Genomic DNA, 14,125 nt, shown 5'->3' with positions numbered 1-14,125 from the left:
ATCAACCCAGGTACTGGCCGTCACGGCGCAGCTCGGCTGCAGCCTCGAGGATGCATTCGCGCAAGGTATCGACGATTTCGTCGATCTGCGCACGGGTGATGATCAACGGTGGCGACATGACGTTGAGATGGCCGATGGGGCGCACCAGCAAGCCCTTGGCCTGGGCTCGCAGGTGGATGCGTTCGGCAATGTTCAGGGCCTCCGGCAACAGGCTCTTGCTGTGCTTGTCGGCGACGAACTCGACGCAGGCCATCAGCCGCTTGCAGCGTACATTGCCGACCAGGGGCAACTGCGCCAGGGTCTGCAGGCGTTGCTCCATGTAGACCCCCACCTCTTCGACATGGGCCAGCAGGTTTTCCCGCTCGATGATCTCGATGTTCTTCAGCGCCGCGACGCAACTGACCGGGTGCCCGCTGTAGGTGAAACCGTGGGTGAAGCAACGGCCCTTGCCCGGCTCGCCGATCACCTGCCAGATGCGTTCGGAGAAGATGCAGGCCCCCAGGGGCAGGTAGCCCGAAGTCAGGCCCTTGGCGGTGGTGATGATGTCCGGCTGCATGCCGAACACGTCCTGGGAGGCGAAAAAGGTGCCCAGGCGACCGAACGAGGTCACCACCTCATCGGCGACATACAGCAGGTCGTAGCGCTGGCAGATTTCCCACATGCGCCGGTGATAACCCTCGGGCGGAATGATCACTCCGCCTGAGCCCATGATGGGTTCGGCGAAGAAGGCGGCCACCTTGTCCGGGCCGATGGTGAGGATCTTGTCCTCGAACTCGGCCACCAGAAAATCGAGGAAATCCGCCTCGCTCATACCGGCCGGGGCGCGGTAGTAGTTGGGGCAGGAGATGTGGTGAAACAGGTCGCCCATGAAGTCGAATTCGGGAGCTCGGTCGGCGGCCTTGTTGCCGATGGACATGGTCAGGAAGGTCGAGCCGTGGTACGCATTGATCCGCGAGATCACATGCTTCTTCTCATGTTTGCCACGACTGTTCTGATAGAACTGCACCAGGCGGTAGGCGGTGTCCACCGCAGTGGAGCCGCCAGTGGTCAGGAACACGTGGTCCAGGTCCCCCGGTGCCAGGCTGGCGAGTTTTTCACAGAGCTGGATGGCGCTGACGTTGGCCATGTCGCAGAACGGATTGGAGTAGGCCAACTGCCGTACCTGATCGGCAATCGCTTCAGCCATTTCCTCACGGCCCAGGCCGATGTTGGTGCACCACATGCCGCCGACTGCATCCAGGTAGCACCGGCCGGCGGTGTCATAGATATAGGCACCGTCACCGGCAGCGATGTTCAGCGAGCCCTGCTCGCGGTGCTCGTCGAACATATGAAAGCCGTGCATGTAATGGGCCTTGTCGGCGGCCACCAGTTGTGGGTCGTCGAACTGTTGAAAAAAGGCTTCGGGTTGGATGGCCATGGGCTTCACCTCGGGTTGAACCATTGGACGCGACGTCCGTGGAATGGGTAGGCATGGATCACTTGCCGATCTTCACCATGTTCCAGGTGCGGGTGATCAGGCGGGTGCTGGCGGGGGACTGGATCTTCTGGGTGAACAGTCGCTCCCGGGTCTGGGCATCGGGGTAGATCGCCGGGTTGTCACGCACCTCGGTAGCGAGCAGCGGGATGGCCTTGAGGTTGGCATTGGCATAGCGGATGTAGTCGCTGACCTCGGCCATCACCTGCGGCTGCAACAGGTACTCGATAAAGGCATGGGCATTGGCCACATTCGGTGCATCGGCGGGAATGTAGAAGTTGTCGAACCAGATCAGCGAACCTTCTTTGGGAATGAAATAGTCGAGCTTGACCGGTGCCCCCGCTTCATTGGCCCGGGCCTGGGCGGTGGCGTAATCGCCGGACCAGGTCGCACTCAGGCACAGGTCGCCATTGGCCAGGCCATTGAGGTAGCTGGTGGAGTCGAACTTGCGGATATAGGGCCGTATGGCCATCAAGGCATCTTGCGCGGCCTTGAGGTCTGCGGGCTCGGCGCTGTTGGGATTGCGCCCCAGCCAGGCCAGCACCAGCGGCAGAATGTCCGTAGGCGAGTCCTGCAGCGTCACTCCGCAATCAGAAAAGCGCGACACCACCTTGGGATCGAACAGCATTGCCAGGGAGCCGATGGGCGCGTCCGGCATCCGCTCACGGATCTTGTCGACGTTATAGGTCACCCCATTGCTGCCCCAGGTATAGGGCGCCGAGTACTGCACCCCGGCGTCGTAGTTCTCCAGGCTTGTCAGCACCTGGGGATCGAGATTCTGCCAACTGGGCAACCACTGCTTGTTCAACGGCTGGAACACCCGCGCCTTGATCAAGGGCGGTACCAGCGCCGCATTGAGTACCACCAGATCGTAGCCGGAGCGCCCGGGCAGCAACTTGCCCTGTACGGTTTCATAGGAATCGAAGGTGTCGTAGATCACCTTGATGCCGCTGGCCTTCTCGAAGCCGGCGAGGGTGTTCTCGCCGATATAGTCCGACCAGTTGTACAGCCGTAGCGTCTTGCTTGCGGGCTCCTCGGCCTGCACCCAGGCTGCCGCCACTATCAGAACCACGCCAAACACCGCAGGGAATGCTGTACGCATGCTGGAATTCCGCCTTGAGCCTGATGGGAGGAGCCCGGGTCGAGCCGTTGGCGCTACTGTCCGCGAGCGGCCGCACACACGCCATAACCCGATCGGGTAGGTGAGCGAGGAACAGGCAAGGGCGAGCTATCGGACTTGATTTATGCAATCATCCAGCCCCGTCGGCGACTTCGAGGCGTATTTGCCCGCCCGGAAACCTGTAGAAACAGCCCGGCAGAAAAAATATCGAATAGGAGTTGCCAGGAATGGAAAACATGTCCATAATTGCGACCATTCCTCAGCGAGGAAACGGAAAAACTCTTTAGAAATCAAAGAGTTGCGAGATGAGGTTGATCTCGAAAACCGTTCCAGTTTGTACGTGTTCAGTGTTGTCATTCGGGCATTGGACATTTGGGGCCGAGTAGCAAAATGGTTATGCAGCGGATTGCAAATCCGCCTACGCCGGTTCGATTCCGACCTCGGCCTCCACCCTTGAAAGCCCCGTAGATTAACGTCTACGGGGTTTTTTATTGCCTGGGATTTGGGCAATCACTTCCGCAATTTTTTGGATCGCTTCCGCAATTGGATGCGAATTGACTGTGGATGTTGATTAATAATATGTTTCCGCACCCTGGTCATAGCTGCATTCAGATTAGGTTCCTGGTGGGGCAGCGGCGGCGGGCATTTTCTTTTCTTGTGTTTCCCTCTGTATACAGTGCAGCGAATTGAATGCTTTAAAATGGCTACGCATTACTGCGGTGGCGTATGCGATAATATGCGGTTAAGCGTAAGACGCATTGCATTAGAAGAAACACGGAAAAATGAACCAGAAAAAATACACTCTCGCGGAGTTTTTCTGCGGCTGCGGCGGCACCTCTCGAGGCTTTACGCGGTCTGGGCGCTTCAGCGTAGCTTTGGGTAACGATGTGAAACCTGAAGCGCTGAAGACATTTGAATTCAACCATCGGGATGATGATCTCCCTCCCGCGACCATCTGCGAAGATATCCGGTTGCTTGATATGGACACAATTCATGCCAGGCTCAAGGACAAGGGCATCGCACAAGGTGATCTAGATTGCATGATCGGAGGACCGCCTTGCCAAGGTTTTTCCCAACTGCGTCGCACTGAGCAACGTGACAAGGGGAAAATTGTCAAATTCAGCGGTTACAGCCAATTGGCGCACGATCCTCGAAACGACTTGGTACTGCGTTATCTGGAAGTTGCAGAGGCCTTGCGTCCAAAATTCTTGGTAATCGAAAATGTTCCCCAGATGCTCAACCACGGCTTCGAGGGTCGTCTGGGAAAGCTTTCTGAGTTAGTGATCCAAATGCTTGAGCGCGACCTAGGCTATAAGGTCGAACTGGCTGTAGTGAATTGCGCCGATTACGGCGTTCCTCAGCTTCGCGAGCGTGCAGTTTTCATTGCAAGCTCAGTTGGTGCAGCGTCCTTCCCTGCACCCACTCACGCCGATCCGTCTAAACCAATCCTATTGGCCCAAGGCCGAAAGCCATGGGTGACAGTTGCGGATGCAATAGGCGATCTATGTGAGCCCTCAACAAGCGTGGACGAACTTGGGGGTGGGTCGCTCGATTTGTACAGGAATGATCCTAGCGCCTACGCCCAGTTGATGCGAACTTCCGAAGCCTTCCCTTTCAATCATATCACCCGAAGTTACAAGCCCTCGGTGCTGGACATAATCAAAGAGATGCGACCTGGTAAAACCTGGGATGCGGAGAGCGAGCGCATGCGAGCCAAATACGCTCAACTTATTGCAGAAATGGTAAAGGAGGAAGGTGTCTCTCCTGAGCTTGCCCGGTTTACATTGGAGCGGGCGGGCTCTATCAACCCAGCGTTTTATAAGGACTACTACTGGAGTGCATACACGCGCTTGGCTTGGGACGCTCCGGCTTTGACCATAACAGCAAACGCAAACTTCTTAGGGTCGGGCCGCTTCTCTCACCCCACAGAGATGCGAGGTATTACTATGCGTGAGGCTGCCCGCCTACAGTCATTTGACGATGACTTCCGCTTCGTCACTTCCTTTAATGATGTAACTGATACGACGCGCACTGGTATAGGCATGGATATGATTGGCGAGGCGGTACCTCCTCTGCTTTCTCAGGCTATCGCCACGCATTTGGCAGAACAGCTCGACTCACACAATATCTCAATCAGGTCACCGTTGAGCGACAAGTCGAGAGTCGCCAGCAGCCTCAACTAGCCAGCCCAGAATGAAGCAGCCAGGAAGCGAAGAAAAATAGAAACTTAAGGGACGACAATGTCACTATCTAATGATCAGATTTTCGACCACGCCATTTCTGCCCTCAAAGCGATGCTGGCTGCGCATGGTCCCGAGTATAAGTTTCCGTCCGACGTGATCTGGCAATACATGCCAGCGTCGGTCAATGTCGGCGTGGATGTCCCGAGCACGTCCCGTCCCCACCAGCCAGCGCGATTGATGAAAGCGGGTTACCTTGAAAAGACTGGCGGCATGACGCGTGCGCAGTCATCGCAACGTGCCGGTAGCTCAACTGCCGAGTATCGCTTCGGCCCCAAGCTTGTTCCGTCAATTACTGCAACTCCGGCCGGCAGTGCAGTTTCATCTAGCGAGCGCTTGAAGGGCATCCGGGTTGCTATGGATGCCGAAGGCTACATGATCTCCGCAGCCGAACTTGCTAATTTCTATCTAGCGATGATTGTGAGCCCTCTAGTCATACTCTCGGGTATCTCTGGCACTGGTAAGAGCTTATTGCCGCGTAAGTTCGCTAAGCTCACAAGCTCTGGTTTCAACTCCATCCCCGTACAGCCTCAGTGGACCGACAACAGTGATCTATTTGGTTATGTCCCGACTCTAGCTCCTACCAAGTATATTGATGGTGCTCTGACCAAAAGTCTCCTAGAAGCCAAGGCAAGTCCCTCCAAGCTTGTGATCGCCCTGCTAGATGAAATGAATCTAGCTCCTGTCGAGCACTATTTCAGCGATTTTCTCAGTGTCGCTGAGACGCGCTCACGAGTAGGCGGCCATATCGAGACAGATTCTCTTCCTATTGAGCTCCCACCTATTGCCATTGGAACTGAGGATCCCTATGCCGATCTTCGTGACACTCAGCTTCCAGGAAACTTACGTATTGTGGGTACCGCGAATATGGACGAATCCACACACACATTTAGCCCCAAAGTGTTGGATCGTGCATTCACCATCGAGCTCGACGATCCGGTTTTGACTGATTTTGCCAGCGCCACATCGAAAAGTACGGAACCAGATATCACGGCATTCAGTGTGCTTGCTGCCCAAATGATCCAACAGACCAATGCAATCACGATTCAGGAAGCCCGCGCTGAGAGCCAGCCACTTTTCGAGCACATTGCTGGGATGCTTGCCGAGATTCAAGAAATTCTCGCCCCCGCAGGTATCAAATTTGGCTACCGCACTCGCGACGCGATCCTTCTTTACCTGCATTTTTGGCGCAAGCACGAGTTGGCGGACATCATGAGCGGTTACGCCGCCTTGGACTTCTGTATCCTGCAGAAAATTTTGCCCAAAGTGGCTGGCAGTGGGGAGGCTTTGGCAGAAGCGTTAGAGGCGTTCGTGGCGTGGCTAACAGCCCACGAGACACCGCAAGTGGGTGATCCATTTCCAGAGTTTGCTGGCAAACTTGACCGAAGCATCCGCAAAGCCGAGCGGATGGCAGCGCTTCTTGACCTTGACGGCGCTACGCGCTTCTGGGGTGCTTGATGCCACTGCTCCTCCAAGTCGAGGGTATGGGTTGGAAGATCGAGATCATTGGCAAACTGCCAGACCTTCCGCCCTTCATTGCGACTACGCCGCAAACGACCATTTTGGTCGAGGGGGAGGTGTTAGTGGAGATGCTGGATCGCGTAACAGGAATCATGCGCCCTATCGCGTCTGGTACTCCGATAGAACCATTGTTCTTCGAGGCTATTTCGTATGACATTCACTTCGAGAAGATCGATCCCTCCGCAAAGCTTACTTTACCCCTCGGGTCAGAGGCTCGGCGTATACGCTCGAACAGTGAGCATCACACACTCAATTTTGGCAACAATGTAGGATTCGCCGATCTCCGAGCCTCGAGCGCGACGGGAAATGGAAGCCTGCGTATTGAGGTATTTTCGCGTAAGGCTGACTATCGTACAGACTACATTGCAATGCGCGATGAAGTGTCGGGCATGCTACGCAATTTGGCGATGGCGGCCAACGCACGTACCTACGGCCTTGCAGCTCCAGCTAAAGACCGCAACCCTACGCTAGTTGAGTGGTTTGCCTTGGTAGAGTCGCACTTTGGTGAGTTTTTCAAACTGGCCAATGCCATCGCTAGAAATCCGCATAGTGGTTTGATGAAGAAGACTGCGCTCGTTGCTACTGAACGAGCGCGCCGTGTCACTCGACAAACCATTGGTCGAGCTTTGCGCCGAGAAAACGGAGGTTCTGTAGTTCCATGCCTCGGCATAGCCCTACCACGCAAAATAGGCGAAAGCGTCTCGTCATCCACCTTTGACACGCCGGAAAACCGTTACTATAAAGCGCTGGTCAAAGAAACCTACCGAAACATTCGTACGCTCTCCAAAACCGAAAACTCTGGTGACGAAGATGCTAATCGTTCCGCAGAGGCCAAATTTTTCGAATCTATACGTCCTCGGCTCAAAGCAATGGAACGCCAGGTGGAGTCAGTCCTGCGCTCGCCATTTCTCGACCTGGTCACAGATGTAGGGCTTATGCGACCCAACTCGATGGTCCTGCATAAGCACCCGATATACTCTCGATTCGATAAGTTATGTCGACTACTCAACGGCGGCCTATCGTTTGCCGGCGACATAGTGCCCATTGGCATAAAAGAGACTTCACAGCTCTACGAGTATTGGTGCTTTCTGAAAATTGTCGCGCTACTACGTAGCCGCTTCGACCTGGCTGAACAAAGCGTGGTTGCTTTCCGACGACTTAAGATGACGGTCGCTCTTAAAAAAGGAAAGCAGTCAGCAATGCGGTTCGTACATAAGCCGACCGGGGGCGAAATGTTCCTAATATATAATCGGCTCTTCAGTAAGTTACCTACGATTGCCCAGCAGCCTGACAACGTTATTCAGTTCGCTAGTGCTGAGCGCTTCTACATTTTTGATGCTAAATACCGGATTCAATTCGACTACGACTATATCAATCAATATGGGGGGGTTGGGCCGACGACTGATGATGTGAATACGATGCACCGTTACCGCGATGCCATCGCCATTCCACACCCGATGAAAGCAGGAGCCTGGGAAAAGGGGGCGGTTATTGGGGCCGTTACTTTGTTTCCTTACCCAAATGAGGCCGCGTATCGCTCACACAAGTTCTTCAAGAGTATCGAGCAGGTGGAGATTGGTGGCCTCCCATTCATGCCTCAAGCAACTAATCTAGTGACCGAAAAAATTAGCGATATCTTAGCTAGTCAATATCCCGAGTTAATGGCTATCACAGCCGAAACAAAAAATTGAGTCAAAGCGTGAATTCACGCTCCTACTCTATTTTGTCTCCATCGTCAGCGCTAAGCTAAAAAGTCTTGCAGGACGAATGTATAGCGAAGAGTTCAAGAGCTAACGCGGACTCAAACCGTTCGAGTTCTGGCAAGCACAAATGAGCTGCAGACACTAAAGAATTAGAAAGCCGCATTTGGCTGTATGTTGCAAATCATAATTTTGGTGGTATGTGCCTATTTTGTAGGTTTAACAATCTCGCCAACACGGCGATAGACCTTCTTGGTCATCTCCTCGGTTGAGTGCCCGAGGAGCCGACTTGCATGCGTTAACTCAATTTCACTGGCCGCCTTCGGCCGTATGTCCTTGAACTGAAACTGCCGAATGCTGACCGCCAGTGCCGGATCGCCATCGGCCGCAGCCTTGATGGCGGCCTTCTCCCGCGCATCGTCCCAACGGTTACGAAGCATTTGCTGGCTCATCCGTAGCCCTGAGGCGTTGGTTATCAGCGTCGACGTTCTGATACCGTTGATGGCCCTGCGTTCCTGCAGATCCTCGATAAAGGCGCTCAACCCTGACTGGACGCCTTCCTCCGCCAGCCGCAGGCGCAGGCGCTTTTCGGTCTTGCCCTGGCCAATCAGCAAGAACCCATTGTTCAGGTCGGTGGCGGCGATCTTGAGCACGTCCGCGGGGCGTTGGCCGGTCAGGTAGGCCAGATCCATGGCGTCCTTCAGTTCCTGCACCGCCTCAGCGTAGACGGCATTCCATACGGTCTCGCCTGCGTAGTAGTCCCTGGGTTTTTCCTTGTTGCGGCGGACGCCGAAGCACGGGTTGGCTTTGTCGGTCAGGCCCCACTCTCGGGCAATGGTGAACGCGTGAGAGAGCAAGGCGATTTCTCGATTGGCCCGGACCTTGGCGGTTCTAGCATCGCGGTATTGGGCGATCACTTGGGGGGTGATCGATTCGATAGGCGCGTTCTCAAAGGCTCTCCTGAGCTGCTTGAGTTCCTTGCGGTTGTCCGACTGGGTGCGGATCGATTTGCCGGGGATGATCTCCTTTTCGTACCGATCGAATACGTAGCTCATCAGGTGGTTGGGCTTGGGTGGCGCTCTGCGCTCCAGCCTGGCCCATTCCACCTTGGCCTGATCGAGGTCGGTGCCCAGTGGGATTTCCTTGCGCTTGCCGGCGGCGTCCCTGCCGTCGTAGTAGTACGCCGTCCAGATCTGGCCGTTCTTGCCCTTTCTGATACGGCGCACCATGCGCGGCGGCAGGTCGCGGTTGGCTGTGGTTCTCTTGCGCATGTATCAGCTCACATTCGCAAGGTTGAGTGTCCAGACTTCAGTCACGGCACTAGCTGCAGAGGGTTTAATGCCGGCTAACTTCATCCTGGCGTAAACCCGGCCAACGATGGGGCGCCGTGCACCGGTCAGAACAAACTCCCAATGGTTGTTGGTCAGCCATTGGATCTGTTTGGACGGGAGCTGATAACCCGTGATGGTTGCGAGTTCTTCGTCGGCCAGGGTTTCGCTTTGTAATGAGTTAACTGCATATGGGGCGTTCTTAGTGCTCATGCGGCGACCTCACTTTGAAAGCTCAAGAAATGCAGTTGCTGCCACTCTTGGATCTTGGCCGTTTCCAATGGCGCGGTTCCTGTCCATCCGATCGGCCATCCCATGAGGCTTTCCCAGAAATCCGGGTTCACATAGAGCTTGCCGGTGGGTGTTCCACGAAGCTTGTTCTGGCTTCCTCCTACCTCCTGAAAGGTTCCGCCCCAGCGGCTGGAGCCATGGCATGGAGTCGGCCACGATCCAGCAACGGGTTCGGGTGTGGGGGGCGCCAACGTGGTTCGATCCCAGCACTCCCCATCGAGCAGAAAACCCCAGCTCGGCCAGGTCACCGAGCACTGTTCCAAGTCCTCGGTGAGTGAGAGCTGACGAGTTCTCCACGAACGCAAATCGGGGTCGTACTTCGCTAATGATTCTTGCCATGTGCCGCCAGAGGGAGCTCGCTTCCCCTTCAATACCGGCTTTTTTTCCTGCTTGGGATATGTCGGTGCAAGGAAACCCCCCAGAAACCACGTCAACAAACCCGCGCCATGGGTATCCGTCGAAGGTACGAACATCGTCCCATATGGGGAATGGTGGAAGGTTTCCTTCATTTTGGCGCTGGAGCAGTCGTCTAGCGCAGAAGGGATTGAGTTCCACGGCGCAAATGGGTATCCACCCAAGGAGTTTTCCTGCGAGAAGGCCGCCACCAGCCCCTGCGAAAAGTGCCAACTCATTCACGCAACCTCCTTCATAGACGCGACGTCTGGGAATGGGCATGCTCTTTTCTTTTTGATGGCTGGGAGCCATAACGCATGAAAAGTTTCAGCATGCCTCCGGAGATGAGGATCGCCAGTATTTGGGTCGTTTGGGTATTTATGGCGATAGGAGTGCTGGGGTGGGCGCTGTTTGTGTTGCTTGATGCGTTTGACTCCAAGAAGGACGCCGCTGCTTGGGTTCAGGCGATTGGGTCTATAGGTGCCATCTTGGCCGCTGGTGCCGTTCCAGCCTGGCAAAGGCGACTTGAAGCAAGACGCAAAGAAACAGATCAGATGCAGCAAAAAATTGCGGACTGCTTCCAGCTGAGACGCCTGATCGAGGAAGTTAAGCATCTGCTTGCCAGGGGAGTTAAATCCCCTAACTCCTTTGGTTCGGGCGTAGTACTTGTAGAAGCTGGGATGAGGGACATCCTCCAGCGTCTTAGCTCTTTGGAGGTTGGCCGCTCTGATAAGGTTTTGCTCAAATGCACCTATGACACTCGGCTGATTGTCTTGGATTTTCTTGGAATGATCAGGCCTCACGACGTGTGTGGTGATGGTCATCGTACCAATCTTGTAGGAAGGCTGGACGTTATCGATGATTGTCTTCCTCCCTACATTGTCAGTTTGGAGGACGGTGTTATGGAGATAAGTGCAGGCACCTAGTGCACCTCTATACCCCTCGACAGGCTGCGCGAGCGGCCCACTCTGAGCGTTCAGCGTTGCTCCAGGTGTGGCTGCCCCGCGCAGCTTTTCGTGGGGTGTTCGCGCCTCGGTGGTGCTGCTGGCAAGGGCAGTAATGCCTGCTGCTGCGCAGCAGAGGCTCTTTGTTTTCTGCGCGTCGACGCTGGCGGCGTTGCGGAGCAAAGCGGTCATGGCTTGGGCGGTGGGCTGAGCGTGCGGCATGCCGCTTTCCTCCGGTTTCTGATAGCGGGTTGGTCCACCGATCTGCTGGCTCATGCCGCTTCCTCCTTTGCTGCTGGCTCCACTAGGGCGGCCATGGCCAGGGCTTGATCGCGCAGCGAGCGCGAGTCTCTTTCGAGTTTTTTTCCGGTTTTGAAGGCGCTGAAGGTATCGGCGGCGATGCGCAGCAGATCTGCGATGGCCAGCAAGGTCTGCCGATGTGCTGGTTTGAGGGTTTGGCTGTCCTGCAGGCGTTCGTAGAGTTTCGCAAGCCGTTGGTTATCGGCTCGCACGAACTTGAGGGCGGTTTTCAGCTCGCGCAGGACTCTTGCGTTGTCCGCTTCGGCAACGGCTTTGCCTTCCTCGATCCCGGCCTCTCGGCCATTGCTCCGGCCAATCAGGTAGCCGGCCCAGTAGAGCAGGGCGATGGTGAGTATCAGGCCGATCAGGGCAATGATCTGTATGTGGGTCATGTGGTGTGCTCCGGTGGGTTTGGCTGGTGGTGGCAGCCTTTGGGTTATTGGTCGTGCTCGTTGGCGTCGTGCTGTTGCTTGGCGTGTTCTTCATCTGCCCGGTAGGCGCGGATGTCGATCAGAGCGGCAACGTGGCGGATGTGTGCGTACTTCGGGGCTTTACGGCTGCTATCCAGGGTGGTGACGGGCAGTTGAATGCGGCCGCTGCTGATCTCGGCGGCGAACGACTGTTCGTTGAGGTTGCGGAAGTACTGCACGCGGATCTTTTCCAGCGGGATCAGTACATCGCCGAAGGTGCGATACAGCAGCTCGACGGTGGCGGTTTCCGGTGCTGGCATCAGGCGCAGCGGGGTCTGGTTGGCGTTACTCATTGGCTTGCTGGCTCTCCATGCGCTGGCGGCGTTTCGGGTGGTTCCAGGTAATCAGGCAGTGGGCTTTGGTCAGCTCGCGCAGATGCTCGGGTACCTCAAGGAGCGCAGCGTTGCGCTCCTCTTTGGTCCGTAAGGCGATGATCTGGCGGGCGTACTCCCTAGGCCACGTCACGGCGATCTGCCGGGATAGCGGGCAGGGCGAGGCCCAGTTGTTCGGCAAGCCATGGGATGCCGGCCTGCCGTACCCGTGTTGACTGGCTGTACTGCATGCCAAGTCTGTCGTGGTACCAATTGCCGTCCTTGATGCGCAGGTACTCCCTATCCCGCACCGGGAAGGCCGGCAGGTTGTGTTCGGTGAGCAGGTGCTTCTCGCGCATCAGCTTGATCAGGGCAGGACGAGTGAGGCCGAAGTACTTGGCGGTCTTTTCAAGGTTGCGTTCCATGACCGCCTCCTAAGCAGCGTGCGCGGCGGGAGTCGCCAGCGCTGCCAAGTGCAGGATGGATTCACAGACGTCCTGGTACATCTGCACGTCGCTACCCGAGACGGTGAAGCACTTGGTCCGTGGGCTTTTGATGCCGATGCTCAGGATAACGGTGACGCCCTTGCGCGTTCGGGTGCGGTGCACGGCCAGACGAATCGGCAGTTCAAATCCGAGATCCAGATCGAGGAAGCCACCCAGGCACACCACACCAAACACCTGCTCGCGCTGTTGGGCGCTGAAGGCTCCGAACACGCGCTCGGCGTGTCGTGGTGGAGCCAGCTCGGCGTTAGGATCGATTGGGCCGTTGGCGATTTCTTCGATGAAGTCAGCCAGCTTCAAGTGGGCTTTCTTGTCGTTGGCCAGGGTCAGCGTGTGGCGTTCGCTGCCGACCTCGACCACAAAAGTGACGTCTGCCTGGGTGCGATCAACCTTCAGCCGAAGCTTCAGCGCCGTGCGCTGTGGTGAATCGCGCAGGGTGTGGTGGAAGGTTTCGCTCAGGTTGACCTGGGCCTTGAGCAGTTGCAGCGTGCGGTTGTCGACTCTGAATTTGTTCATGCCGCGTCGCCTCCGCCGTTCGGATCGAAGGGGGAGGGCCCGCGTTTTTTTGCCACGAGCTTAAGTTTTCTGTCGTGAAGGACAACCAGGCAGCCGGTATTGGATTGCAGCTGCTCGATCAGTTTTGGGTTTCTGGCACATGCCGGATGGACGTGCAGTGTCGCGGTGGTGTGCATGGTATTGCCTCGCTCTGTGGTGGAAGAGTGAGGCAAATATCACGCAGTGTGTTTGTCCGTGTCAATACGTTGTGTGATTAAATATCGGCCGAGTTATGGAGAAAGCGTGATGACTTCAAAATTCCCCCCACAAGGTGAATGTCTAAAACGTCTTCTTCTGGCACGTGAATGGGGGCGTGCAGACCATTAATGCTGTCTAGCCTGTACATCCCATCACGCAGGTAGATGAACTCTTTGATCATTGTTTTACCTGATGCGGTTCGGACCATCACCTCATCACCGCTGTAAAAGCTTTTGTTGGGCTCAATTAGGACAAATTCCCCGTTTTTTATTCGGGGCAACATGCTGTCGCCTGTCACTTTGAGCCCATAAGCATCGGGATCATCGCTGTGGATATTCAGATATCCATCATCATGCCCAGGTGGCAAGGCGAGCTCTTCGAAATAGCCCTCATTACCCAACTGGGCATTGCCTGTAACGGGGACTGTCCCGTCTTTTGCCCATCCTATATTGCTGCTTACAGGCTGCCCTTTGTCGCTAGAGCGGCCGAACTCCCTGACAGCTCGATCCTCAGAGCGAACACGGCCTTGGATGTGCTCGGGTAGCGATTCAATTTCGGATCGATCGCGGCCCGCCACTAGGTCGGGTAATGACACCCCGAGGGCAGTAGCCAGTATTTCTAAATCTTGCAGATTAGGTTGGCGTGTTCCTTTCTCATAATTGCCAATACGAGATTGGGACTCCCACCCACAGGCATGAGCAAGAGCCTGTTGGCTCATGCCGGTAGCCTTTCTTAATTGCTTGATGCGATTGCCTAGTGTGTTCATGTGCTTTTTTT

16 protein-coding genes and 1 tRNA gene are annotated in these 14,125 nt (G+C 55.7%); 4 read left to right on the top strand and 13 right to left on the bottom strand.

The window, feature by feature from the left end; genetic code table 11:
• Window position 1: 1 nt before the first annotated feature.
• The gene (locus ACMGF8_RS23040; protein WP_416757239.1) at window positions 2-1,417 is read right to left on the bottom strand and encodes an aminotransferase; all 1,416 of its coding nucleotides are present in this window, start codon (window positions 1,415-1,417) and stop codon (window positions 2-4) included.
• A gap of 58 nt (window positions 1,418-1,475) precedes the next feature.
• Window positions 1,476-2,576, bottom strand: a complete 1,101-nt coding sequence (locus ACMGF8_RS23035; RefSeq protein WP_102863137.1) for a polyamine ABC transporter substrate-binding protein — start codon at window positions 2,574-2,576, stop codon at window positions 1,476-1,478.
• Window positions 2,577-2,970: 394 nt separating this feature from the next.
• On the opposite strand from ACMGF8_RS23035, the gene ACMGF8_RS23030 reads away from it, so the two are divergent.
• The 4 genes from ACMGF8_RS23030 (at window position 2,971) to ACMGF8_RS23015 (ending at window position 8,046) form a co-directional block, all read left to right on the top strand.
• Window positions 2,971-3,044 (top strand) — tRNA-Cys (locus tag ACMGF8_RS23030).
• A gap of 332 nt (window positions 3,045-3,376) precedes the next feature.
• Complete coding sequence (locus ACMGF8_RS23025) at window positions 3,377-4,777, top strand: DNA cytosine methyltransferase (RefSeq protein WP_416757237.1); 1,401 nt, start codon at window positions 3,377-3,379, stop codon at window positions 4,775-4,777.
• 57 nt (window positions 4,778-4,834) lie between these two features.
• Window positions 4,835-6,292, top strand: a complete 1,458-nt coding sequence (locus ACMGF8_RS23020) for an McrB family protein (RefSeq protein ID WP_416757235.1) — start codon at window positions 4,835-4,837, stop codon at window positions 6,290-6,292.
• Window positions 6,292-8,046, top strand: coding sequence for a DUF2357 domain-containing protein (locus ACMGF8_RS23015; RefSeq protein WP_416757233.1), 1,755 nt, complete (start codon window positions 6,292-6,294; stop codon window positions 8,044-8,046). The genes ACMGF8_RS23020 and ACMGF8_RS23015 overlap by 1 nt, the downstream gene beginning before the upstream one ends.
• Window positions 8,047-8,261: 215 nt before the next feature.
• On the opposite strand, the gene ACMGF8_RS23010 is transcribed toward ACMGF8_RS23015, so the two are convergent.
• From ACMGF8_RS23010 to ACMGF8_RS22960, 11 genes are all read right to left on the bottom strand, one after another.
• A complete protein-coding gene (locus ACMGF8_RS23010; RefSeq protein ID WP_416757231.1) occupies window positions 8,262-9,326 on the bottom strand; it encodes a tyrosine-type recombinase/integrase in 1,065 nt (354 codons plus the stop codon).
• A 3-nt stretch (window positions 9,327-9,329) separates the two neighbouring features.
• Window positions 9,330-9,596, bottom strand: a complete 267-nt coding sequence (locus ACMGF8_RS23005) for a DUF4224 domain-containing protein (protein WP_416757229.1) — start codon at window positions 9,594-9,596, stop codon at window positions 9,330-9,332.
• 9 nt (window positions 9,597-9,605) lie between these two features.
• Window positions 9,606-10,349, bottom strand: coding sequence for a DNA cytosine methyltransferase (locus ACMGF8_RS23000; RefSeq protein ID WP_416757227.1), 744 nt, complete (start codon window positions 10,347-10,349; stop codon window positions 9,606-9,608).
• Window positions 10,307-11,287 (bottom strand): hypothetical protein, encoded by a 981-nt coding sequence (locus ACMGF8_RS22995; protein WP_416757226.1) that lies wholly within the window; start codon window positions 11,285-11,287, stop codon window positions 10,307-10,309. The genes ACMGF8_RS23000 and ACMGF8_RS22995 overlap by 43 nt, the downstream gene beginning before the upstream one ends.
• Window positions 11,284-11,703: a hypothetical protein gene (locus ACMGF8_RS22990; protein ID WP_416757224.1), complete on the bottom strand. Its 420-nt coding sequence runs from the start codon at window positions 11,701-11,703 to the stop codon at window positions 11,284-11,286. The genes ACMGF8_RS22995 and ACMGF8_RS22990 overlap by 4 nt, the downstream gene beginning before the upstream one ends.
• Window positions 11,704-11,747: 44 nt before the next feature.
• A complete protein-coding gene (locus ACMGF8_RS22985) occupies window positions 11,748-12,074 on the bottom strand; it encodes a pyocin activator PrtN family protein (protein ID WP_041118669.1) in 327 nt (108 codons plus the stop codon).
• A complete protein-coding gene (locus ACMGF8_RS22980; RefSeq protein ID WP_016966897.1) occupies window positions 12,067-12,246 on the bottom strand; it encodes a hypothetical protein in 180 nt (59 codons plus the stop codon). The genes ACMGF8_RS22985 and ACMGF8_RS22980 overlap by 8 nt, the downstream gene beginning before the upstream one ends.
• Window positions 12,233-12,517: a phage antirepressor KilAC domain-containing protein gene (locus ACMGF8_RS22975; RefSeq protein ID WP_102863746.1), complete on the bottom strand. Its 285-nt coding sequence runs from the start codon at window positions 12,515-12,517 to the stop codon at window positions 12,233-12,235. The genes ACMGF8_RS22980 and ACMGF8_RS22975 overlap by 14 nt, the downstream gene beginning before the upstream one ends.
• Before the next feature lie 9 nt (window positions 12,518-12,526).
• Window positions 12,527-13,111, bottom strand: coding sequence for a hypothetical protein (locus ACMGF8_RS22970; protein WP_416757221.1), 585 nt, complete (start codon window positions 13,109-13,111; stop codon window positions 12,527-12,529).
• Window positions 13,108-13,287, bottom strand: coding sequence for a hypothetical protein (locus ACMGF8_RS22965; RefSeq protein WP_258717740.1), 180 nt, complete (start codon window positions 13,285-13,287; stop codon window positions 13,108-13,110). Before ACMGF8_RS22965 ends, ACMGF8_RS22970 begins: the two co-directional genes overlap by 4 nt.
• A 77-nt stretch (window positions 13,288-13,364) precedes the next feature.
• Window positions 13,365-14,114, bottom strand: a complete 750-nt coding sequence (locus ACMGF8_RS22960) for an XRE family transcriptional regulator (RefSeq protein ID WP_041118665.1) — start codon at window positions 14,112-14,114, stop codon at window positions 13,365-13,367.
• Between the last annotated feature and the right edge of the window lie 11 nt (window positions 14,115-14,125).

Origin of the sequence: Pseudomonas sp. BNK-7 (assembly GCF_048072025.1) — a bacterium.
GTDB lineage: Bacteria > Pseudomonadota > Gammaproteobacteria > Pseudomonadales > Pseudomonadaceae > Aquipseudomonas > Aquipseudomonas danubii.
This window is presented reverse-complemented; position numbering and strand designations above follow the sequence as displayed.

Coding starts and splice junctions, on each gene's coding strand:
- ACMGF8_RS23035 (WP_102863137.1), bottom strand. CDS start 2,576: ATGCGTACAGCATTCCCTGCGGTGTTTGGCGTGGTTCTGATAGTGGCG.
- ACMGF8_RS23040 (WP_416757239.1), bottom strand. CDS start 1,417: ATGGCCATCCAACCCGAAGCCTTTTTTCAACAGTTCGACGACCCACAA.
- ACMGF8_RS23020 (WP_416757235.1), top strand. CDS start 4,835: ATGTCACTATCTAATGATCAGATTTTCGACCACGCCATTTCTGCCCTC.
- ACMGF8_RS23000 (WP_416757227.1), bottom strand. CDS start 10,349: ATGCCCATTCCCAGACGTCGCGTCTATGAAGGAGGTTGCGTGAATGAG.
- ACMGF8_RS22995 (WP_416757226.1), bottom strand. CDS start 11,287: ATGAGCCAGCAGATCGGTGGACCAACCCGCTATCAGAAACCGGAGGAA.
- ACMGF8_RS22985 (WP_041118669.1), bottom strand. CDS start 12,074: ATGAGTAACGCCAACCAGACCCCGCTGCGCCTGATGCCAGCACCGGAA.
- ACMGF8_RS23015 (WP_416757233.1), top strand. CDS start 6,292: ATGCCACTGCTCCTCCAAGTCGAGGGTATGGGTTGGAAGATCGAGATC.
- ACMGF8_RS22970 (WP_416757221.1), bottom strand. CDS start 13,111: ATGAACAAATTCAGAGTCGACAACCGCACGCTGCAACTGCTCAAGGCC.
- ACMGF8_RS22975 (WP_102863746.1), bottom strand. CDS start 12,517: ATGGAACGCAACCTTGAAAAGACCGCCAAGTACTTCGGCCTCACTCGT.
- ACMGF8_RS22960 (WP_041118665.1), bottom strand. CDS start 14,114: ATGAACACACTAGGCAATCGCATCAAGCAATTAAGAAAGGCTACCGGC.
- ACMGF8_RS22990 (WP_416757224.1), bottom strand. CDS start 11,703: ATGACCCACATACAGATCATTGCCCTGATCGGCCTGATACTCACCATC.
- ACMGF8_RS22965 (WP_258717740.1), bottom strand. CDS start 13,287: ATGCACACCACCGCGACACTGCACGTCCATCCGGCATGTGCCAGAAAC.
- ACMGF8_RS23005 (WP_416757229.1), bottom strand. CDS start 9,596: ATGAGCACTAAGAACGCCCCATATGCAGTTAACTCATTACAAAGCGAA.
- ACMGF8_RS23010 (WP_416757231.1), bottom strand. CDS start 9,326: ATGCGCAAGAGAACCACAGCCAACCGCGACCTGCCGCCGCGCATGGTG.
- ACMGF8_RS23025 (WP_416757237.1), top strand. CDS start 3,377: ATGAACCAGAAAAAATACACTCTCGCGGAGTTTTTCTGCGGCTGCGGC.